This window comes from Desulfosporosinus acidiphilus SJ4, assembly GCF_000255115.2.
Taxonomy (GTDB): domain Bacteria; phylum Bacillota; class Desulfitobacteriia; order Desulfitobacteriales; family Desulfitobacteriaceae; genus Desulfosporosinus; species Desulfosporosinus acidiphilus.
Map to the genome: position 1 here is coordinate 4,531,572 of NC_018068.1, position 21,731 is coordinate 4,553,302.

The 21,731-nt window shown below is 44.5% G+C and carries 21 protein-coding genes and 1 pseudogene; 5 read left to right on the plus strand and 17 right to left on the minus strand.

Annotated elements, in window-relative coordinates; genetic code table 11:
- Positions 1 to 49 precede the first annotated feature (49 nt).
- The 10 genes from DESACI_RS20855 to DESACI_RS20900 all read right to left on the minus strand — a co-directional run bounded on the left by DESACI_RS20855 (position 50) and on the right by DESACI_RS20900 (position 11,380).
- Complete coding sequence (locus DESACI_RS20855; protein ID WP_014829205.1) at positions 50 to 958, minus strand: glutamate racemase; 909 nt, start codon at positions 956 to 958, stop codon at positions 50 to 52.
- A complete protein-coding gene (locus DESACI_RS20860) occupies positions 955 to 1,908 on the minus strand; it encodes a GntR family transcriptional regulator (protein WP_014829206.1) in 954 nt (317 codons plus the stop codon). Before DESACI_RS20860 ends, DESACI_RS20855 begins: the two co-directional genes overlap by 4 nt.
- 325 nt (positions 1,909 to 2,233) lie before the next feature.
- Complete coding sequence (locus DESACI_RS20865) at positions 2,234 to 3,847, minus strand: cell wall-binding repeat-containing protein (RefSeq protein WP_148271349.1); 1,614 nt, start codon at positions 3,845 to 3,847, stop codon at positions 2,234 to 2,236.
- Positions 3,848 to 3,937: 90 nt separating this feature from the next.
- Positions 3,938 to 5,155, minus strand: coding sequence for an ABC transporter permease (locus tag DESACI_RS20870; protein ID WP_014829208.1), 1,218 nt, complete (start codon positions 5,153 to 5,155; stop codon positions 3,938 to 3,940).
- Entirely contained in the window at positions 5,152 to 5,877 is a 726-nt protein-coding gene (locus DESACI_RS20875; RefSeq protein ID WP_014829209.1) for an ABC transporter ATP-binding protein, read from the minus strand. Before DESACI_RS20875 ends, DESACI_RS20870 begins: the two co-directional genes overlap by 4 nt.
- 42 nt (positions 5,878 to 5,919) lie before the next feature.
- Positions 5,920 to 7,521, minus strand: a complete 1,602-nt coding sequence (locus tag DESACI_RS20880) for an efflux RND transporter periplasmic adaptor subunit (protein WP_014829210.1) — start codon at positions 7,519 to 7,521, stop codon at positions 5,920 to 5,922.
- 128 nt (positions 7,522 to 7,649) lie between these two features.
- Complete coding sequence (locus DESACI_RS20885; RefSeq protein WP_014829211.1) at positions 7,650 to 9,182, minus strand: sensor histidine kinase; 1,533 nt, start codon at positions 9,180 to 9,182, stop codon at positions 7,650 to 7,652.
- A complete protein-coding gene (locus DESACI_RS20890; RefSeq protein WP_014829212.1) occupies positions 9,179 to 9,874 on the minus strand; it encodes a response regulator transcription factor in 696 nt (231 codons plus the stop codon). The genes DESACI_RS20885 and DESACI_RS20890 overlap by 4 nt, the downstream gene beginning before the upstream one ends.
- A 165-nt stretch (positions 9,875 to 10,039) precedes the next feature.
- Entirely contained in the window at positions 10,040 to 10,474 is a 435-nt protein-coding gene (locus tag DESACI_RS20895; RefSeq protein WP_014829213.1) for a MarR family winged helix-turn-helix transcriptional regulator, read from the minus strand.
- A 102-nt stretch (positions 10,475 to 10,576) separates the two neighbouring features.
- On the minus strand, positions 10,577 to 11,380 hold the full coding sequence (locus DESACI_RS20900; RefSeq protein ID WP_014829214.1) for a GerMN domain-containing protein: 804 nt from the start codon (positions 11,378 to 11,380) through the stop codon (positions 10,577 to 10,579).
- Positions 11,381 to 11,591: 211 nt separating this feature from the next.
- On the opposite strand from DESACI_RS20900, the gene DESACI_RS20905 reads away from it, so the two are divergent.
- Positions 11,592 to 12,332 carry a ZIP family metal transporter gene (locus tag DESACI_RS20905; RefSeq protein ID WP_014829215.1) on the plus strand — a complete coding sequence of 247 codons (741 nt, stop codon included), beginning with the start codon at positions 11,592 to 11,594 and terminating at the stop codon, positions 12,330 to 12,332.
- On the opposite strand, the gene DESACI_RS20910 is transcribed toward DESACI_RS20905, so the two are convergent.
- Complete coding sequence (locus tag DESACI_RS20910) at positions 12,333 to 13,040, minus strand: GDSL-type esterase/lipase family protein (protein ID WP_014829216.1); 708 nt, start codon at positions 13,038 to 13,040, stop codon at positions 12,333 to 12,335.
- A gap of 167 nt (positions 13,041 to 13,207) precedes the next feature.
- On the opposite strand from DESACI_RS20910, the gene DESACI_RS20915 reads away from it, so the two are divergent.
- Positions 13,208 to 13,690, plus strand: coding sequence for a YlbF/YmcA family competence regulator (locus DESACI_RS20915; RefSeq protein ID WP_014829217.1), 483 nt, complete (start codon positions 13,208 to 13,210; stop codon positions 13,688 to 13,690).
- A 163-nt stretch (positions 13,691 to 13,853) separates the two neighbouring features.
- Positions 13,854 to 14,453, plus strand: coding sequence for a hypothetical protein (locus tag DESACI_RS20920; RefSeq protein ID WP_014829218.1), 600 nt, complete (start codon positions 13,854 to 13,856; stop codon positions 14,451 to 14,453).
- A 72-nt stretch (positions 14,454 to 14,525) separates the two neighbouring features.
- Here the strand turns inward: DESACI_RS20920 and DESACI_RS24350 are convergent, their stop codons facing one another.
- Together DESACI_RS24350 and DESACI_RS20930 are read right to left on the minus strand one after the other, a co-directional pair.
- Positions 14,526 to 14,711, minus strand: coding sequence for a hypothetical protein (locus tag DESACI_RS24350; RefSeq protein WP_148271350.1), 186 nt, complete (start codon positions 14,709 to 14,711; stop codon positions 14,526 to 14,528).
- 230 nt (positions 14,712 to 14,941) lie between these two features.
- Positions 14,942 to 15,904, minus strand: a complete 963-nt coding sequence (locus DESACI_RS20930) for a polyadenylate binding domain-containing protein (protein WP_014829220.1) — start codon at positions 15,902 to 15,904, stop codon at positions 14,942 to 14,944.
- 114 nt (positions 15,905 to 16,018) lie between these two features.
- Between DESACI_RS20930 and DESACI_RS20935 the strand changes: the two genes are divergently transcribed.
- Positions 16,019 to 16,975 (plus strand): metallophosphoesterase, encoded by a 957-nt coding sequence (locus tag DESACI_RS20935; protein ID WP_014829221.1) that lies wholly within the window; start codon positions 16,019 to 16,021, stop codon positions 16,973 to 16,975.
- Between the two features lie 364 nt (positions 16,976 to 17,339).
- Here the strand turns inward: DESACI_RS20935 and DESACI_RS20940 are convergent, their stop codons facing one another.
- A complete protein-coding gene (locus DESACI_RS20940) occupies positions 17,340 to 17,579 on the minus strand; it encodes a hypothetical protein (protein WP_148271351.1) in 240 nt (79 codons plus the stop codon).
- Between the two features lie 5 nt (positions 17,580 to 17,584).
- Positions 17,585 to 17,941 (minus strand): annotated as a pseudogene (locus tag DESACI_RS25315) (cell wall hydrolase); the annotation flags it as partial.
- Between the two features lie 524 nt (positions 17,942 to 18,465).
- On the opposite strand from DESACI_RS25315, the gene DESACI_RS23285 reads away from it, so the two are divergent.
- Positions 18,466 to 18,861: a hypothetical protein gene (locus tag DESACI_RS23285; RefSeq protein WP_014829223.1), complete on the plus strand. Its 396-nt coding sequence runs from the start codon at positions 18,466 to 18,468 to the stop codon at positions 18,859 to 18,861.
- Between the two features lie 276 nt (positions 18,862 to 19,137).
- Here the strand turns inward: DESACI_RS23285 and DESACI_RS20955 are convergent, their stop codons facing one another.
- Together DESACI_RS20955 and DESACI_RS20960 are read right to left on the minus strand one after the other, a co-directional pair.
- Entirely contained in the window at positions 19,138 to 20,409 is a 1,272-nt protein-coding gene (locus DESACI_RS20955) for a TolC family protein (RefSeq protein ID WP_014829224.1), read from the minus strand.
- Positions 20,410 to 20,436: 27 nt separating this feature from the next.
- Positions 20,437 to 21,612, minus strand: a complete 1,176-nt coding sequence (locus tag DESACI_RS20960) for a TolC family protein (RefSeq protein WP_014829225.1) — start codon at positions 21,610 to 21,612, stop codon at positions 20,437 to 20,439.
- Positions 21,613 to 21,731 lie beyond the last annotated feature (119 nt).

Genomic DNA, 21,731 nt, shown 5'->3' on the forward strand with positions numbered 1-21,731 from the left:
GAGATTCGCAATTAAGGTTAAACACACTTGCTTATTGTCGATGTTCCACTTACAAATGAACTTGCTCAACGAATTCGATCTGTTTCTGAAGGAGAGTATTTCCTACCTGTTTGAAAAGTCCCGGATCTCCGCTGACATAATAACGCGCTCGCCATTGACTCTTTCCTGAAACACCGGCAGCCATCGCCAGGTCTGCTGAAGGATCAAACCTCCTCTCATCCTGTTCATTCATCCGCTTCAGCAATTCTTTGAGTTCTTCTAGAACCGCCAGAGCAGGATCAATGATTAAAACTTCGTCACCTAAAATCTCCTTAAGAACCGGCTCCAAGAACGGATAGTGAGTACATCCAAGAATCAGGGCATCAACTCCCGCACTTTGCAGAGGCGCTAAATAGGTTTGGGCAATCCCCCGGGCTTCCAAGGAGTTAGCTAACCCGGCCTCGATTAAAGGAACAAATAACGGACAGCCCTGAGCCTTTACCAGGGTAATGGCCTGTTCTCCTTCCTGCCAGGCCGATCGAAGTGTAGGATCTTCGGGCAGAATCCCCCGGGCTAAGGCACGACTCACTCCGGAGGAGTAGGCTTTGCTTCGCACGGTGGTTTCTGTAGCGATTAAGCCAATGCGTCCCGCGATGGTCTTTTTAACAGCTAAGCGGGCTCCCGGATCAATCATTCCTATCATCGGAATATCAAACTTTTCCTTCAAGGCAGGAAGAGCCGTAGCGGAACTGGTGTTGCAGGCGACAACGATTGCTTCGGCGCCTTGTCCAATTAAAAATGTAATACTTTCTTCCCCAAAACGAATAAGTTCGTCCTGGGAACGGTTTCCATAAGGCACTCGGGCAGTATCACCAAAATATACTATCCGAACATCCGGGAGCTGCTCTAAAATCTGTTTGGCTACCGTCAAACCGCCAACTCCAGAGTCGAATAAACCTATGACTCGCTGCTTACTCAAGACTTTCCCTCCTTTATTTCCAGCAAAGCACCGCGAAGCAAGTTTAGGCTGCCGGCATCCGGTTCGAAACGAAATTCAATACATTCCATATTTTCCGGAAGCATTTTTTCAACCCGCAGGCGCAGCTTAGGGGCATAAATAACCGCTCCGCAATCCGGCAGAATCTCACGCAATTTCATTTCATCAGGCTGGACCAAGGTCTTAAACACAGGATGCAGCCCGGCTTGATTTAAGGCGTTTTTCACCTTTTCAGCGAACTGTATACTTTCACATACTAAAGCTAAGTCACGTCCCGCTGTCAATTTCGCAATGCGCACAATGGTTTCCAATTTTGGTTGAAGGGTCACCCCTAAAATCGGCAAACTAACCTTCTCAAATAACCTTTTAATTTCCGATAAATGAGCTGCCCCTGTCACTAGCATATCCATGCCTGCCAACCGTTTTTGAGCAAGAAGCGAATCATGAAGTTCGGAAAGCAAAAAAGGCAATAACGTAACACCGGGACCAAGATTCCAGTTAGCTTCGTTAAGTTGTTCCGGGTTGCATTCCACAAAGGCCACTTTGACACGTGAAAGAAGGTGTTTCTTTTCCATCCCCCGCACATGAACAAAAGAGACAAAATCATCGATGGTAAAACCCAGGCCAACGGCCTCTTCCATAGCCACATCAATGATACGCAAGACCTTCTCTTTGCGCCCCTCCTGCTGCATAATTAAAAGTGTATCGGCTACGAAAGTCCCTCTTCCCTGAGCCGAGCTTAATATCCCTTCGCTTTCCAATTCTTTGTAAGCTTGACTTACCGTGTTGCGGCTCACTGACAAACTTCCAGCCAGTTCACGCTCCGTCGGCAATTTTGTCCCTGCAGCCCATACTCCTTGAGTAATGTTGCGTCTAATTTGTTCTTTGAGTTGTATGTAATAGGGAACTCCACTCTTACGATCGAGATCCATTTATCCACCTCTTAAACAAATTCACCATTTGGTTTAGTCCTTATTGGCATGGTCAATTAGTCCAATTTGTTCTTAGTTATTTATATTCGTCATCCCCTTGAAAAATCCTTTCGCCTTTCTTATTATTTTATGAAAATTAATATAAAATTCACTTCTCTTATCTTTTACTCCGGCTTTATCCATGACTGACGACTGCGCCGCCACAAAAACAACTTCCACCGAGCCTTAGCAAAAGCAGAAATAAAGGTGTTCTCACTTCACATGACTAGTGAAGCGAGAACACCTTTGGCAATCTCCGGGACAACTTTTCTAAGAGACAACTCTTTTAATGAGCTAATAATTGATTCAGTTGATTTTCAAGATCCAGCGAAACACCATTATAATTTCCAACAACCGTCGATTGTTTGATGTAGCCCTTATTGAACAGCAAGAAATAGTTTAAACTTGAAGGCAGCGAATTTTGAGGAATCATTGCCACAAATCCGCCTTGTTTAGCTGCCAAGGCCGCTGTCACCAGAGCATCCCCTTTAGGATTCCCTGATGTCACATCACCTTGCCGTACGAGTCCGGAGGCAAAATATAAGGGTGTTTGAGGTTTTTGCGTATTAAATAAATTTTGGAAGATAATATTTTGGGTGTCATACTGATCATAACCGCCCCAACGTTTGACATTATACTGAGAACCCAATTCATTTTCCACAGATGTCCCGATCACTGCTGTTCCTCCCAGCAAAACAACGTTGCTGGCCTTAAGGTCTGTCAAGGCTTTCGCCGTCGAGGACGGTACGGAATCTCTTTCAGTGAGTAAAATCGGACTTCCCTGCTCAGCCGCAAAAGCGCTGATGGCAATAGCATCGGGGATTGCGGCATAATTAGCGATATAGACCGTCTGTGTAGAATCAATTCCTACTTTCGCGGATATCTGTGCTGCAGTATCATAGGCTTGCTGCCCTGCGATCCGAGTTACAGTGTATTGGCTGCTCAAACTATCTTGGATCGTTTGGGATACTGCAACGGTACCACCGACGATGTAGATGTTTTTAGCGCCTAAACTTTGAATCTCCGCTAAGGTTCTGTCATCCAATTTAGAAGAGTTAGTCATGAGGATCGGAGCATCAAGTTTCTTCGAAAGCGGTGCAGCAGCCAAAGCATCTGAAAACTGGTCGTCTCTTGTTAAGATGACATTTGCAGAACCTGAAGCCCAACCGGTTTGGGCAACACTAATCGCTAAGGAAACGTTATCCTGTGAAGGCCCACCAATTCTTGTGTTCTGAGTATATGCCTGCTGTACCACGATAGTACCAATGATATGTCCGGCATATAGAACATTCACGTTTCCTAATTGTGTCGGAGTCATGGTAAAGGTGAACGTTCCATCACTAAGCGTTGTATAGGACGATGACGATGCCCCTACCAGCGAACCATCCACGGTACCTGATCTTTGGGTCAACGGATTTCCGTTCGAATCGGTTACTTTCACAGTAATCGTATTATTAGCATTGAGAACCAAGGGAGCTGTGGCAAGCGCTTTAGCATTCAAGACTGTGAGAGTTCCTGAAGCCAAGGCTGTTCCCAGAGCACCCTCGCGAATTACTAATTGATAATCTCCGGCATTTTGCAACGTCACATTATTAATTGTATAGTTGCCGCTACTTCCGGATACTTGAAACAATTTTGATACCCCATTAGAGTCCGTAATGGTGGCGCTAGCTACTGATCCACTAAAAGGATTTGAGTTATTATCCCAAAGCTGAACATTAACGTTCGATGTCTCTCCGGCAATTAGTGTCGAATCATCACTGGTCGCAAAGCTGAGCCACGCCAACCAGGTGCTTCCGTCATTCGTGCTCGCAGATGCTATTCCAGGAATCATTCCTATCAGCAAGAACACAATTACAAGTACACTCATCACCACTTGTGTCCGTCTCTTTTTACCCACTTCTTTTTCCCCTTTCCGGCTTATCAGATGATAAAAAATACACAATCCTAGTTCAACTCTGGAAACATCACAGGACGCAACGACTTCAGATTACTCATACCTTAAAGCATCAATAGGATCCATAGCCGCCGCCTTTCGAGCAGGGAAAACTCCAAAGATTATACCAATGGCGGCAGAGAAACCAAAGGCCACCAACACAGACATCGGAGAGATGCTGGTACTCATCTTTAAGGCCTTCCCTGCCAGCGTAGATCCCCCGAATCCAAGAACGATACCAATCCCACCGCCTAAAATACTGAGCACAACTGCCTCGATTAGGAATTGCATCATAATATCTAAACCTTTTGCACCGATTGCTTTCCTGATTCCAATTTCCCGTGTCCGCTCGGTGACTGAAACAAGCATGATATTCATGATTCCGATCCCGCCAACGAGAAGGGATATACCGGCAATGCCTCCGAGAAGCATCGTCAAAGTCTGAGTCACTCCGGTCATAGTTTGCAGCATATCTGCCTGATTCTGAATCGAGAAGTCATCCGCTTGTCCGGCTTGAATCTTATGAGCCTTTTCCAATTCTGCGGTAATCTGGTCTTGAGCTGCCTGCATTTGGTCTGCCGAAGTGGCAGATACCAAAATATTACGAACTGTCTTTTTCCCAAGCAAGCGTTCCTGAATGGTAGAAATAGGAGCGGTAATCATATCATCACTGCTCATAAAACCGGTGGACCCCGTTGCCGTTGTTACCCCAATAACTTGGAAAGGTACATTGTTGATTTTAATAACTTTTCCTATCACCGAAGCATTCGCATCACCAAAAAGGTCAGTTACAACCGTTGGACCAAGTACGGCGACTCGTGCGCCTTTATCAACATCGTCAGAGGTGATGAACCTCCCCGTTGCCATCGTTACATTTTTAATTTCCTGATAGTCTTGGTTCGTACCCATGATCGTTGTCGAGGTATTCCCGGAACCAAAGACAACTTGTGCATTCGTTTGCGCGACAGGAGCGACTGCTTTCACAAGAGCTCCAGTCTGAATTTTCGAAACATCCGTCATCTTTAACGTATCTGAACTGCCAAATCCCCCTCTGACTCCTCCGGCGTTGGATTGTCCTGAGCTGATGGTCAAAAGGTTAGAACCAAGTCCTTGAATCTGAGAGGTGATCGATGCCGTTGCACCGTTTCCGATGCCAACCATGGCTATAACTGCCGCAACCCCGATAATCATACCCAGCATTGTTAAGGCAGACCGCAGCTTGTTTGCCCGCAGAGCACGGAGAGAGACCCTGATACTTTCCAAGAAGTTCACTTTTCTGCCCCCTCCTCTTGAATCTGAGCTCGAGCCTTCCGCGGATTAGCGACTTTTTCATCCCCTTCGATCCGCCCGTCACGGAAATGTACAATTCGCTCCGTAAATTCCGCAATATCCGGTTCGTGCGTTACAAGAACAATGGTATTTCCCGACTCATGCAGCCGCTGAAAAATAGCCATAACCTCTTCGCTCGACTTACTGTCCAGGTTTCCTGTGGGCTCATCAGCTAAAATAATTGAGGGCCTTGTGACTAGGGCACGGGCAATTGCCACCCGCTGCTGCTGACCGCCGGAAAGTTCCTTAGGGCGGTGAAAAACCCGACCGCCAAGCCCAACCGATTCTAAGGCTTCAATAGCGCGAACTCGTCTTTCTTTACTGGGCACTCCGGCATAGAGCATAGGAAGCTCGACATTTTCTACCGCCGTTGTCCGCGGCAACAGGTTAAAGCCTTGAAAGACAAATCCAATCTTGCGGTTTCTAATCACAGATAACTGATCACCGCTTGCTTTTGCCACATCGGTTCCGTCGAGAAAATATTCTCCTTCAGTCGGGGTATCCAAGCATCCTAAAATATTCATCATTGATGATTTGCCGGAACCGGAAGGCCCCATAATGGAAACAAACTCACTAGCTCCCACGTGAAGATCCACTCCGGCTAAGGCAGCAACTTGAATATCACCATTGGCATAGATTTTTTTAATCCCTTTAAGATCTATCAAATTGCATCCCTCCTAACGCATTCTTAAAGCTAGTTGATCTCGTTAATTTCCTCTGGGGCCGCCTCCGCCCGTCATCGCTCTGGCAGCACCGCCGCCCAGTTTAAATGACGAGTTGGAGCTGGTATTAGAACTTGACTTCGTTGTACTCGAAACGGAACCGGTAATAACTTCTTGACCTTCCTGTAAACCGCTCTTGATTTCCACATTCGTTCCGTCATCTAAACCAGTCACAACCGGAACCATCCTAACATTGGCCGTGGCATTTCTAGCGCCGGTATTTCTGCTGCCAGTGTATCCGCTGCCCGAATAGCCGTTACTCCCGTTCCCGGATCTATTGTTACCGGTATTAGATTGCGCTTGTGATTGGGACTTAGATTGTGACTGAGATTGGGAATTTCCTGTTCCGGTACTTGTTCCCGGAGCTGCAGGTACCATAACAAAGGATTGGCTGCCTCTCGTCTTAACCGCTTCGCTCGGTACCGTCAAGACATTATTTGCTTCTGCCACAATGATATTTATATTGGCATTCATACCTGCCCGCAGCAAGTCACTGTTTTGATCTACCGACGCTGTGACCTGATATGTGGTTACGTTTGAGGTCGTTGTACCTTGCAAAGCCACCGCATTCACTGTTCCACTGATATGATTATTCGGATAGGAATCAAGAGTAATATCGACTTTCTGTCCTACTTTACACTGGGTAATATCTGCCTGATCAATGGCAGCATCCACTTCAAGCTTATCGCCTACAGGAGTGAGTGTAATGATCGATTTTGAATCCGAGTCCTGTCCCAATTGAAGGGGACAATCAACAACCACAGCGTCTACAGGGGCAACAATTGAAGCATCAGCCAAATCTGCCTGGGCACTAGCTAATTGCGCTTGAGCAATTTGAATATTCGCTTGAGCAGATGAAACATCCGCCGGGTTCGGGCCTTGCTCCTGCTGATTCACTTGATATTGTGCAGCTGTAACATCTGCCTGAGCTGAAGCCAATGCCTGAGCTGCTCCGCCATTCTGGTTATTTTTAGCCGTTGTTAAGTCATTCAGGGCAGAATTCAAAGCACTTTGAGCTGATTGTATCGATGAAGGATTGTTGCTCATCTGTGCTTTAGCTAAATTATTACTAGCCTGCTGCACATTCTCGTTGGCTATAGTGACTTGATTTGCTAAATAGCTCGGATCAGCATTTTGCTGGGCGGTTGTTAAATTCTCCTTTGCCTTTTCCAGGGATGACTCGGCCTGAGCGCGGGTTTGATCATTATAGGAATCCTCAAGTGTCTGGAGCTTGGACTCGGCAGAGGTAACATTAGCCTGTGCCTGTAATACAGATGTATTAAGCTTTGTATCGTCAATCTTGGCCAGAACTTCCCCTGCTTTAACCGTATCCCCTGCTTTCACATTGAGTTCTACGATCTTTCCCGCCGAGGAGGCGCTTCCGGACGTTGGAAAAGTCAAGGTGATCGAATGAGGGTAGTTAACTGTTCCGGTAGCGGTAATCACTTTCTGAACGTCACCCATTGTTGCCTTCGCCGTTGTATAGGAAGCTGCAGCGGGTTTTGCCGTAAAATGTTTATACCCCCAGTAGCCTCCTCCCAAGATCAGAACACCCACTACCCCAATGGTCACCCATTTTTTGTTCATACTCTTTCTCCTTTTCTCCACTTGATTTAAACAACAAATCTTATGATATTTGCTGGATTGCTCAAATAATTCTTGCTCAGAATACCATAAACTATTGTTTAAACAGCGAAGGACTTCTTAAGATGTTGTTAAGGATTGACATCTGACGTGTTTTTGGGTTTTAAGGGCAGTGAAATGCGGAAACTACTTCCTTCACCAAGTTTACTCTTTACCTGAATTGTTCCCCCGTGGGCTTGGATGAATTCTTTAGCAATGGCCAGTCCTAAACCTGTTCCGCCGTTTTCACGCTCTCTTGATTTATCAACCCGATAAAAACGGTCAAAAATATGATCAAGTTCTTCTTCAGGAATTCCTTCCCCGGAATCTTTCACGGTGACTTGAACCCATCTTCCAGTACCTGATTCATCAACAGAAGTCTTTTCTTTAGAACCCGCTTCCTCGGCTTTATCATCTTTTCTTCGAAAAACACCGCGCAAACCTCGGGCAGCATCCTCATTTGCCATCACATTTTCCTGAGGATTTTCTACTTCATCTAATAAAACTTGCAGAGTCCCCCCTGATGGGGTATGCAAAAGTGCATTGCCAATTAAGTTGACAAAAACTTGAGTTAGACGGTCGGCATCGCCAATGATCTCCGGAACCTTTTCTCCTTTGATTTCGATGTTTAACCCTCGTTCCTCAAACTCTATTTCAAATTGTTCGGTAATTTTCTCAACAATGGCTCTAAGATTAACCTTCCTGAGACTCATAGGCAATTTACCCGCTTCGGCAAGGCTTAATTGCTGTAGGTCGCGAACCAAGCGAATGAGCCTTAAGGTCTCATCTTGAATGGGCAATATATTTTCCGGCGTTGAAGGCAGCACTCCTTCTTGAATAGATTCCAGTTTTCCAAGTATAACCGCCAGAGGAGTCCTCAGTTCGTGGGCAATATCTGCCACCATGTTTCGCCTTACTTCTTCATTCCGATTCAATTGTTCCGTCATCTTGTTAAAATCTCGGGCTAAAAGCGCGATATCCCCATTTCCTACGACCTCGACACGCGAGGACAGATCTCCATTGCCGACTCTGCGCACAGCTTCCATAAGTTTATTTAAGGGTTTTGTGAAATGCCTGGTTAATAAGAGACCTAATAGCAAGGCAATCAGAGAGGTAATAATCAGGCCAATGATCATCCCCTGAATAATTGAGGTTCCGATAGTTTTTGCCAATCTACTGTCTACGACAGGCGAGTGTATAAGCTGCCAATAGTGTCCTACGGTCTTCCCGTTAACCACAATGGCTTGCCATTGCTTCTCAATTTTATCGGACGAGGGAAGGTTGTCCAACTGCTTCCCGAGATATTGGTTTGTGGGATCAACAATTACTTTATTGTTCTGATCAAATACCAAAAAACGTTGAAAATCTCGCGGAGGGCGCGCAACTTTTGGATCAGGCGGGCTCAAGACTTGAGAGACGTGGGACTGAACCCCCTCCCAACTGCTGTGTCCTTCGTAATAGACGCTGAGCAATTGATTTAAGTGATCTCCAAAGGATTGCTGCACATAGGTTTCGGCATGCCCAATCAATGCTTGCGTTGACGTAAGAGCGATACCTGCGAAGACAATTGACATAAAAACAACCATGCCTATCAAGGCCAGGATAAATTTACGGCGCAGCGTCATAGGTCCTCACCAAACCGATACCCGACTCCAAACACCGTTTCGATATATTTGGGATCGCTTGGGTTATCTTCGACTTTTTTACGCAGGTTCGATACATGGGTATCAATGGATCGTTCATAATAAAGATATTCCTCTCCCATGGCCTGACGTAAAAGCTGAAGCCGGCTGTAAACAGTACCCGGGCGCAAGGCTAATAAATGCAAAATATTAAACTCCGTGGGGGTAAGGAATAGTTCTTGTCCCCTTTTCGTCACTTTATGACTTGTCACATCTATTGTTAGTTCCCCGCGAATGAGAAGGGAGGAGTTTGATGTCTCCTGAGCCCCTCCGGAAGATCTCCGCAGCACGGTTTTGATGCGTGCTGCCAACTCCCTTAAACTAAAGGGTTTTACAATATAATCGTCTGCTCCGAACTCAAGACCTAAAACACGGTCTATCTCCTCTGACTTGGCTGTCAGCATAATGATTGGGATGGTGCTTGTTTCACGCAGACGCTTGCACATCTCTAACCCGCTCATTCCCGGCAGCATCCAATCAAGCAGCACCAAATCCGGTTTTTCCTTTTCAATCAATTCCATTCCTTCCACTCCATTAAGCGCTGTCACAACCGTAAAACCATCCCGCGTGAGATAGTCCCGCACGAGGGATAGAATTTCAGCCTCATCATCCACTAATACTATTTTGTTTCCCACGTCCTCTGCTCCCTCCAGTAAGGTAGATACCTTAAAATTTATTAGTTTAAGTATACCGCGTAAGTTTTAGTTGTATTTAAGATTATTTTCAAGATTTTATGGAGATTTTACTCTTTAATATACCAAAAAATACCTTCGCTTAGGCAAGCGAAGGTATTTTTCTTACTATAAATTCATCCGCTGTTCCAGAAGATCTAGGCTCTGAAGCAACTGCTGATATTCATCTTCCGTATAATTCTTAAGAACTTCCCCGAGAAAGTTTTGTCGTTCCGTAATGACAGCATCAACTATTTCATTTCCTTTGTCCAACAATCGCAGCCGGACCATTCTTCGATCATTATTATCCCGAACTCGTTCCACCAACCGCGCTCGTTCCATTCGATCGGCCAAGTCAGTGGCAGTACTGCAGGCTACAAACAAGTGTTTACCCAGTTCACCCATGGTTAGCGGTCCAAATTCCCGGATACATAATAAAGCATTGAACTGAAGTGAAGAAATTTCCATACTTACTAGAATCGATCGTCCGCGCTTAAACAATATTGTGTTTGCTCGTCTTAAGCTCTCCTCTAATTGTTTGGTCAGTTCTTCGGTTGATGCCATCTCTCGTCCCCCATTCTCCATATAGCTCTATTTTAGCATAGATTTTGGGGTTGTACACGGAAAAATTGCCTTTTATTGCTAATTTCCTTGCAATCCATTCCCTTAGGTGGAGCTCGGCGGATAATTAAATAAATTAATTGAACTAGGGGAATTAGGAAGCGCACCATTGCTCGTATCCGATTTAGCTGAGCCGGTTCCGGAAGATTGTCCGGAGGTCTCTCCATTGCCAATACTCTGACTCGTTCCGGTGCCGGACCCCTCTTTTCCAAGACTATTACCGAGACTTGGAATGATTGTGGTCGCGGGATTTGAACCTTTCACTAAACTTGGCTTATTTTCTAAATTTGCAGCATCGACAGTCCCGTATTTCGTGAGTGTTTTACCCTCGATTCGAATTTGCACTTGTTTAATCGTGGAAAACTGCGTCAGCGTATTGACGAGGCCATAAAGCGCCACTACCGGTGAGACTTTAGGATTGGGTTGTAAAAATTCTTTACTTAGATCAATAATTACCAAATCGTTTTTAATGGCTATGTCTAAGAGAGTCGTTGACGTAGGAACAGCAGCCTGTTCCGTTGCTGCTTTCGTTGATGCCGGTCCCTTCAGCCACTCAGTCACTGTTTCTCTGGCAACACTCATCGTCTTTGGCAATGTCCGCTGTTCATTAACGAGATATTTCCCTGTTGAATCCGGAAAATATAAGCTAATCACTCTGCTGTCGCTTGCCGTCGATGCAGGAGCTGTGGCAGGAAGAGTTGCGTTTTTATCACCGCCGATAAAATTTCCAAATGAGCTGTCAGTACCATCCTTGTTTACCAACGTTTCCAAGGTCCCACAGCCCATAAGCGACAGCAGACAAAATAATATGACTCCAATTAGTAGTTTGTACCATCTTCTGATTTTCAATGGTTATGCCCCCTCCCAGATCTGTTACTTATACTTCTGATATGTTTTCCTACCATAAGCCTATGCTTTGTCCTGAAAAATAGTACAAGAACTCAGACATAGGTATGAATTTCACTGAGAGAAAAACATTTTCGTATAAAGCAGGAGATCAAACCATAAATATGATAGCGGCAGGTTGGTTGCACTTATAGTATTAGAAAGGAGATCCCGCATGCAGGATCTATTGGAAATTTTTAAAATCAGCAGCATAGCCGGGTTGGCCACGACTTTGGGGAGTATACTGGTTCTTTTATTTGGAAAGCCTCAAGAGCGTTTCCTTGCTTCCCTTTTAGCGGGTGCCGGTGGGGTGATGCTGGCGGTGGTAAGCGTTGATTTGCTGCCCAATGCCTGGAAAATAGGACCGCCGCTTCAGGTTGTCATCGGCCTTGCTTTAGGCCTATTGTTCATGTTTTTGGCTCATCTTCAGTTAAAAATACCTAATGATTCACTTCCCTTGTCGAGACGCCAGCGTCTAAAGCGTGCCGGTCTTCTCGTTGCTGCGGGGATTGCTTTGCATGATATTCCTGAAGGAATGGCTATTGCAATCAGCCAAGAAGCAGCACCAAGTCTCGGCCTCCTGATAGCTGTGGCCATTACCCTGCACAATCTCCCTGAAGGAATGGCTACAACAGCACCTCTGACCATGGCAAGAATCCGTTGGTGGAAAATACTACTCTTAAATATCGGCATCGCTGTCTTCACCCCCTTGGGGGCTATGCTTGGCCTTTTTGCCTTGGAAGGGGTACAAAATTCGCTTGCCTTTTTCTTAGCCTTTGCTGCAGGGGCTATGGGCTTTCTTGTCTTCGCCGAACTAATACCCCTCTCACGGGAACGCCACCCTCACTATGCACTGCTCGGAGGAACCGTCGGTTTTATCTTCTTCGCCATTGTAAGCTTGCTTCTTCCGGCGTGATCAGGTCTTCAGAAGGTTTGCCGCATAATCCCCCATTTTCTCGTAGCCTTTGGCATTTGGGTACTTTCCATTATCAGAGGCTAAACCGGTAAGGTATTTTTGAGAGCTGTCAAATAAAACCGTCGTAAAATCCAAGGTCGTAATCGATTGTTTTTTAGCATAATCAATCTCCCAATCCCGAATCTCCTGAATACCCTTCTGATAGTTGGGATACCAAATAGGCAAGGCCACTATAGGGATAATATTATTAGCTTTAGCCTTTTCAATCATCGTTTCAACATTTGCTTGAAAATCCTTCAAAGGAACACTTTGAAGCGCATCCCCGGTCCCGACGAAAATTATGACCCGGCCTGGCTTTTCACTAACCACATCCGCATCAAAACGCGCCAACAAGTCTTTGGAGGTCTGCCCCCCTTTTCCTTTATTGACGACCCTTATCTTCAAATCATCTGCCAAGCGTTGAGTCCAAGAATGAGCGGTATCTAAAGGATATCCAAGGGTGAAGGAGTCACCTAAAGCCACGATCTTCGAATTACTTGGTGTTTGAGTTTGTACTGAAGTCGTCTCCCGAGTTTCTCCGGCACCGGCTTTTGCTCCCGACGGCTGATCCACCTGTCCCCACAATCCGAGAAATCCGGTAATTAAGACTATTAAAGCAAGCGCGGTTGCTGCTTGAATCAAACGTATCTCCAATCGATAAGTACGCATAGATACTTCCTCCTTTTCTTCTAAATTCTAATATTCTACACCGTTTTCTTCTTTCCTTCTCACATCTTAGAACTATGTGCGTCCAGGTTTCATACTCATGTACCCCTAGGCATACACCAGAGTGCAATTGAGCGCATATTTTATAGGAGGAAAAAGGAGGTGCCCCTATGAGTTACATTGACAAGGCCCGTGAATTGGGGGAAGCCCTATCGCAAACCCCAGAACTTCAAGGGTTAAAGACGGCCGAAGCCGCTATTATGGCTGATCCTCAGAGCCAAGAAGCATTCAGCCAGTATCAAGAAAAAGAACGCAGTCTCATCACTGCCCAAATGATTAGTAAGGTGGTTCCTGAGAAAGAATCTTTAGCTCTCTTGGATCTTAAAGTTCGTCTTATGAATAAATATCCTTTGATCAAAAACTACTTTGTTCAACAGCAGAATTACGAAAAACTAATGGCCATGGTCAATTTGACCTTAACCACGGCCATGCATGGCTTACCCTCGGCCAGCGACCTTCCTATTCCCGAAGAATTGAAAGGCATGGCTCAACAAATCCTTGACAAAATCAGCGGCGGAAACCCTATGGAAAAGATGCAAATCACTCCAGAAATGTTCAAAAACATTAAACTACCACCATTAACTCAGAAATAGTCAGGCAGGGGTTGACATGAAGCTCGATGGTTATCGGGGGCCGAGTTTTATCAATGATGTATCACATCCGGTGACATTCATTGCCTTCCTGATTGTCATAATTTTAGGAGGTTGGGTTACTGTCTGCGCTTGGTTTTAAATTGTTTAGGAGAGGAGGAAGGCTATGATTCAACGAACTGAATGCGCTCCCCAGTTACCTGCCACCTCTTTCTCCTTCTCTATTTTAATAGACAGCCCCATGCGCCGCGATTTACCCTTTAGTCCGGTAAGTGCTATGATTTTGCCTATAGCCTCAACGGAAATTGAATTTGCTTCTATGATCGTTGCCGGGCTTGATGTGCTGATGACCTTTCTCTTTAAGCGATCATTAGCCCATCCGCCCAACATCAATCGTCCGACGCCCGATCATTATCCTATAACGCTTACCCTGCCCCAATTAACTCAACTTATGCAGGCAGCAATATACGGACAAATCCCTGTGCAGTCACCCGCTCAGTTTGTCCCTGGGCAGGGTTTCGGCCCGGTTGGAACCGACGAACCACTTTTCCCGGATAACTTGAGCGTCTCACTTGTGGTTGCTGCTCCCTTTGCCCCTTTTGACGGAAGTCCCGATACTTCTTTCAACGTTCCTTTATTTGAAATTCCAGGAGTTCCCGGTAATTTAATTATTGCCCTGGGAGTCATTATCGCCCAGTTCTATATCGAGCGCAGCGGGACAGCTATTACCAACGGAAATGGGGGGAACGGCATTGCCACTTTTTAATTGGTTTAAAAACGGATGCTCGAAGCCCCCACTTCCTAACCGTCCCACTTCAGTGTCTTCGGAGGCTTGGGACTATGGTTTTAAACGCCTTGTTCCAATTCTCCAATCTCCACCTGTTGGTGCAGGCATATTAGCCATTTCCTTTTTCTTTTTCATTGCCTTTTTTTCAAATATTCTTTTAGCACAAGTATCCTTAAAAACTCTCGGTATTGCAGTAACAGTTACAACTTTTAGCCTTATGGCTATGGTTGTGCTCATTCTGTTTTTACTTTAATCCTACATGTATACTATAGTTCTTAGTAAACTTCGAGGATACAGTAAAAAATGGAGCAGGCATTCAAGTAATTCTGAATTGCCTGCTCCATTTATCGCGACATCTTGGAGTTTCACACGCATTGAATAATTTTGGGCGCTGTTGCTTTTCGTCCTCGGGTACAAAAGGACTTTTTATACTCAAAGGGTTACTACACTTGCGAAACAGATTCAGATTATTGAGGAGGCAGAGGGGGAACCACACCTGAGGGCACTTCCATTTGACTCGGAACCGGCAGCACCTCTGGGGCGACAGGAGATGGAATAGGAGCTGAAATAGGCGCCGGAACAGAATCCGGACCAATCACCGGGTTCTTTCTGCCGCTGATTAAGTTAGAAATCTTACCCCAAAACGATTGCGCTGTGTTTTTTACTGGCGTAAAAAAAGCCATAGGTCCTCTTGGTTCTTTTACTTTTAAAATAATCGGCCCATTGGGAGCTTGCCCAAGCTGACCGATGCCTTCCAGAGAAACAATCGTTCGGCTGTATGGATACAAGGGAACTGGGCTCTGAAAATGTGTCCTATAAACACCATTTCCTACCGGCCGAAGGACCCCCGCTAAAAAACCCATTTTTCCTTTATTATCAACCAGATAAGCTGCATATTGTCCTACTTGCCCTTGTCCCAAGAATGTTTGTGGCGGCGGGAGATTGGCGACCAAAAGAAAACTATTGTCAGGCGATATGGTGGCCACGCCATTAGCAGCAATCCCCTCTTGAGCCGGTTGAAGAATAAGCTGCCGTGGTTTCATGACTTGATTTGTCCCTTGTAACTGAGGCTGGTTATACCCGGGATTTGGGTTGAACCCCATGTTCTGACTATATCCCATATTTGGATTATTGCCCCCCATTGGCTGTGAGAGAGCACCCATATTCTGCGACAGAGAAGGAGCTTGCCAGGGATTTCCTTGAACCGGACCTGAGAATGGAGTTTGTTTTGGACCGATAAAACCACCGCGCATATTTTGTAATTGACCATCCTTTTGAAAAATTCCGCTGGCTTTAAGCCTCGACCCCAGCGTGTCACGAATTGTCCCCGGAGACTGTCCCGGGCCTAATGGAGCACTAGGTAATGTGGGGAACCCTTGGGGACCCATGGGCTCATAGGGATTGGAAGGAGTGTTCCCGCTGAACTTCACCTTGTTCCCCTCCTTTATCATTTCAAACTAATCTCTTAACATGATATGATTAAAGGAAGGGAAGAGTTCTGATATACTACTGTTATGTGTAAAACTATTCTTCGGGAGGCCGCTATGCCAGATAAATTAACCACACTGTTTACCAAAAAAATATCCCGCCGTGACTTTTTGCGCAGTACCGGTGGATTCTTTGCCAATCACTGGCTGCTTTCCTTGCTGCCCCTAGGCGGGGCCGGACTTCTTGGCTGGGCAGAACATGATACTAAGGAATTACAAAGCGAACTATGGGATCTTTTTTACCCCAAACTTCCGACAGCCCTCGAGGGAAAAACAATCTGTCAATTAAGCGACTTACATCTGGAATCCCTGCAAATGGATCCCGAACGCATCCGACAAACAGCCATGGCACAAAAGCCCGACCTTATTGTACTGACGGGCGACATTATTTCTACCCGAATCGATCTCGATAAAGTCAACCCCTATTTAAACAAATTCTCTGCACCTTACGGAAACTATGTCGTTCTGGGAAATAACGACTACAGCCACCTATCACATACACTGCTGAAGCGTTTTCTGAAACAGCTTGAAGGTTTAGGATGGATTCCCTTACTTAATCAATCAACCTTTCTATCTCCCCTCAACCTATGGATCATCGGAATCGACGACCCAGCCACTGCTCACGACGACGTGGACCGAGCCTATCAAAACCTCCTCAGCTCCCAATCATCACACCCAGTTGCCCAAAACCCTTCCTTCCGCCTGGCTTTAGCCCACTCTTCCGATTGCCTTGACGATGTAGCTTCCTACGGATCCGATCTCTTACTGACAGGCCACACCCACGGCGGCCAAATCCGCCTCCCAGGCTTTAGGCCATTAATTACTAACACTTATCTGGGTGATAAAGGAATTTATGAAGGTTACCATGTTGTTAACGAAACTCCCTTATACATAAACCGCGGCATTGGAGAAAGCGTTATCCCCCTGCGCTTTAACGTCCCCCCAGAGATCGCTTTCTTTACTCTCCACCGAGGGAACAAATCACCTCTGCACCAGGTTCGAAACGCTAAATAGCCCCGCATTGCGGGGCTACTTTTTTATTGGTTTTCACAAATTCGCTCTGTCAAAAAGACTTTTTTTTATCTTACTTTATTCCCGAGACAGACGTTGCACATGAAATGTGCCGTCTTCCGAATAAGTCTCTCATTCCTATTACGTTCTCCAAGGCCTAAGACACGGAATGCAAGAGCACTTATCCCAACAAAAAGAGACGGTTCTTCTCTGATCTACCCATACCTAAGCGGACAAAAGAACCGTCCCCGTGTCTTACGAAAAGTGTGTCAAAAGGACCGTCCCCAATGCACGCTCATGCAATACATACTCTCGCTTCCCAGGCCGGACGGTGCACATGAAATGTGCCGTCACCCAAAAACGTCTCCTATTCCCGTTCCGTTCTCCAAAGCCAGGACGCAGTGTGACAAGAGCGCGAAGTCTCTACGTAAGCAGCCCAGCAAACTTCGTGAAAGCGACCGACCCCAGATACGGGGCGGCGCATAGGACGTGCGCCGCCGCCATAGCGCCATGGATGGCGCTTATGGCGGGAACCCCGCTCCCCAAAGCCAGGAGCTTGAACGTTAGTTTGCTCTGCGAACGTACGACTGAGCGCTCTGTCACACAAGTCCCCTATATGCTAAAAGTATGGTTCCCAATCCTCTTAATCACAGGCCTGCTCTTAATCCACCGATCTGTCGCAAGCCGTGGATTATAGTAATATATTGCCCCATTGGTGGGATCATCACCTGAAAGCGCCGCTTCTGCTGCTTTATAAGCCTCGTCATTAGGATCGAGGTGTATCTGTTGATCCTTGACCGCTGTAAAAGCACCAGGTTGATAAACGACACCCCAAATTGTTTTCGGAAAATGTGGATCCTTAAGGCGATTTAAAACAACTGCTCCAACTGCTACTTGGCCTTCAAAATTCTCTCCCCGTGCTTCCCCGTATATTACACGGGACAGCAGATCAACTTCCTCTTCGCTCACTAGGCGCCCCAAACTTCGGGAGAGTACTTGATGTCCAGTCACAGCCTCTGGCGGCGGCATTTCTTGTGAAGCTTTATTCGTTAGATTCTGATCGTTATTAACAATAATATTATAGGTTGGAATCTTTGTCGTCGACTTTGTGGGTTGAGGCTTTTGGGAACGAGACGGATTGGGACTAGTGTTGGAATTGGCAAACATGATTTCATAGACATTATCTTGTCCTAAAACAGGATAAATGCTGGCTTGCCAAAGAAACAAACACATCATCCCACAAAGAAAGATCGCCCAGGACTTCCGACATCGTCGGTGTGGCAAAAAAATCACCTCTTAAGTTCTAAACTATTTCTAGTCTTTCCCAAGAAAGGCGATTTTTATAACATAATAAATTTTGATGATATAAAGACCCATAATTTCTCTCTTTTCTTAATCATATCTGAACGTTTATCTACATATACTTAGGCAAACTGAGCAAAGCTAAAGAGAAGTTTAGGATTTGAGCACGCAGGTAAAGTGAGGGTGATATTATGCGAGCTTTAATTAAAAATCTATTTTCATCGTATTCTTCAGAGGACGAACCACCACTCAACGAGGCCGAACAATTGCTGGGAGAAATTGAAGAGTCTCGGGAGAAAATTGAATACGCTTGGAATCATTTTTATTATGCAGATCCAGAGTATGTTGAAATTGCAGTACTTGAACTTCTGTTAGCAGAAACTCAATATTGTATACTTAACAAGCGTTACCGTCTAATGCTTGGAATTCAGGAAAAGTCTCTGTACTGGGAGGATTACGAAGAAGCATTCCCCTCATTTTCCCTGGAAAGTATGCTCCAACACCACGCTTATTATGGCACATTTTTTACTGGCCAAAACAAACCGGTCCCCGTGGTATCACAGCTATTAACTCAAAATCCCTCTTAATCAGCCTTGCCATCATTTTTGAAATATGTTGCTGAAAAGAAGTTGGCCCAAAAATCTATGCGGACCAACTTCCTTTGTGTTATCATTATGGAATTAACTACCAGTTTCTTGGTGATTCAATTTCAAAAAGATTAGACATCTGTTCCTTAGGCTTGCAATACCTGTGGAGAAGAAAAACGAGGAGGCTTCCGTTTGTTGTATAATAACGGAGCTTCCTCGTCTCATTACTAGTCAGCTTATGATCTGCAATGACAGATCCGCTTAGACACTCATTAACTAATCATCTAAACTGTTTTGATAATTAGCCGCAGCAGTCATATAGGAATTAACGTCCTGCTGAAGCGTAAATTGATCATTAAGAAGCGTATTTTGCAAAGAAATCATATCCAAAATGGTCGATTTTCCGGCATCAATATTTTTCTGCATGACATCAATATTGATTTTATCAGCTTCTACAGTTAATTGGTCGGCGGAAACAGTATTTTCCAAGGTCTTTAACGAATTATAATCGGATCTTAATTGTACCAATTGGTTATTTGATATATCGGCAAGAGTCGCTTTCTTGTCCTCAATGCTTAATTGTACTTGATCTGCCGACATAGAATCTTCAAAGACCATATCAATTTCATACTCGATTTGTGAAATATCAATGTCCTGTTGATACTTTTGCAGATCATAGTTGTTTTGGATTGCTTTTGCAATTTTATTATTCAAATCTGAGTCATCGAATTTCGTGAAAGGAACTAAACTTGAAGTCAAAACAACATCTCGGTTAAGGTCAATTCCCAAATCTTGTTTGAGAGTGAGCATCTCACTATTAATGGAATTGAGAACACCTTTTTGTTTAGCTTCCAAACCACTTTTACCGGCGTTAAGTGCATAAATAGCTGAAGGAATTTGGAGACCAAGTTTTATTTGAAGATTCATTTTATCAATCTGCGTATCTAAATTGTTCAGTTGCGTCTGATAATTTTCTGCCTCTTGTTGGTAATTTAGAATATTTTCATACTCGTTGGTTACTTGAACTCTAAGATTTTTCAGGTCTGTATCTCTTTGGTGCTTGGCATTGTCTAAACTCCATTGAGAACGTTTATAATTTAAATCTTGGTCTTTTCTGGAATCTTCATCAACTACCGGAGCATGAGCATCATGCCGCGCCAGATCTTGCTGATTTTGCTTATCTAGGACTTTAATCTCACTATCATCTAATTTAATAGTACTGTTGCCGGTTTCAACCATTTTTACAGCGTCATCCAGAGAGAGACTCAACGTGGAAGTATCTGCCGGAGCTGCGGAATTAGTTGAAGTACCAGTTGCCGAAGCATCTGAAGTACCTGCAGTACCGGTTGCAGTTGATGAATCTGAAGAGCCCGTTGATGATGTCCCTGAAGTGCTGGTTGATGTTGAGGCTGCAGGCTGAGTTGTGCCGGTGGAAGACGAACTGGACGTTGACTGAGCCGCATTGTCAAGGGCCAGTGTACTATTTGAAAATAACATAATCGAAGCAATGGGAACAAAAACAAGCATAGATAAATATTTTTTCTTCATGTTAAACACCCCCATGTTATTAATGGTTTATTTATCGTGTGAAGGGCCAGTTAGAAGCGGCTTATTTACGTGGGTGGAAGAACCCGATGATAAAGAAAGATTTAAAGGTACATATCCGGCACCGCTTGCCAAATTCATCAATGTTTGCGCTAACCAGGCATCCATTTGAGCATTTTTATAGTTCACATCTGCCTGAGCTTTACTAACTTTTGCTTTATCAAAATCCTGTATGGAAAGCATGGAGTTTTTATACTGGATTTCTGCCGAGTTAAAATTTGCGGCTGCCATATCTTCAAGATTTTTCTGGGCTTCCAAAACCTTCATTTTGGCTTGAAGGTTAGCATAAAGTTGAATAATATTTTTCTGAACACCAATTTTAGCAAGGTCCAAATTATTTTGATCATTGTCTAAGGTTTGTTGCTCTTGATCACAGTACAGATCATAATCAGTCGGTATTGCTGATTTACCGAGTTCAAATCCCTTCTTATCGACATCCAGCTGACTCTGAGCATTGACAATTTCTAATCGGTTTGCCAAAGCAAGATTAACATAATCATTTAACGTCTTAATCTTGTCAGCAGGGACAATGTTGTAATCTTGAAGTGTGGAATATTGTTTAGTAAGATCTTCACCCATGAGATTATTAACATTCATAGAGGCAGAATCAAAAGCTTTTTTAGCACTGTCGTAACCGTATTGTGCTTGGAGATAAGCTATCTCAGTCAATCTCATCTGTGACGGCGAAATCAATCCCAAGGACTCTTGTTGCTGTGCTGTTTTATAGTCGGCAGCAAGATCATTCATGAGACCTTGTTGAATAGTTTGAGCGTAGTTCGCTTTTAAAAGGGCTATATAAGCTTGATAGGAAGAGAGTCTAAGATAATTTGTCAGTACTGTTTTGGCATTGGTAACCACTGTCACCATATTCTCCATTTTCAGGGGGGTAAGGATAACAGCTTGTATCGTAGCATACGAGTTTGAATATTGCAGTGTACCTCTTAGAGTATTTGATAACCCTTCAATATTCTCATAATTTTTCTGAGCTTCGGTTACCTGCCTGTCAACACTTTGAGCTTGTTGGGAATTTTTTATCGACTGAATGGCCACTTTTTCTATATCCAAAGAATCGCCTGCCGCCAGGACAGTATTAGTTGAAACTAGTAGCATCAATCCTATTAACAAAATCGACAATACTTTTTTCACATATAGTTCCTCCTTTGCTGAAGTATATAAATGATTCTCTATTCATTTGATGATATTACTTATCTCTCCACCCTTCGAAGTTTTGTTGGTAATATGTTAAAATACTTTAAATGTATTAA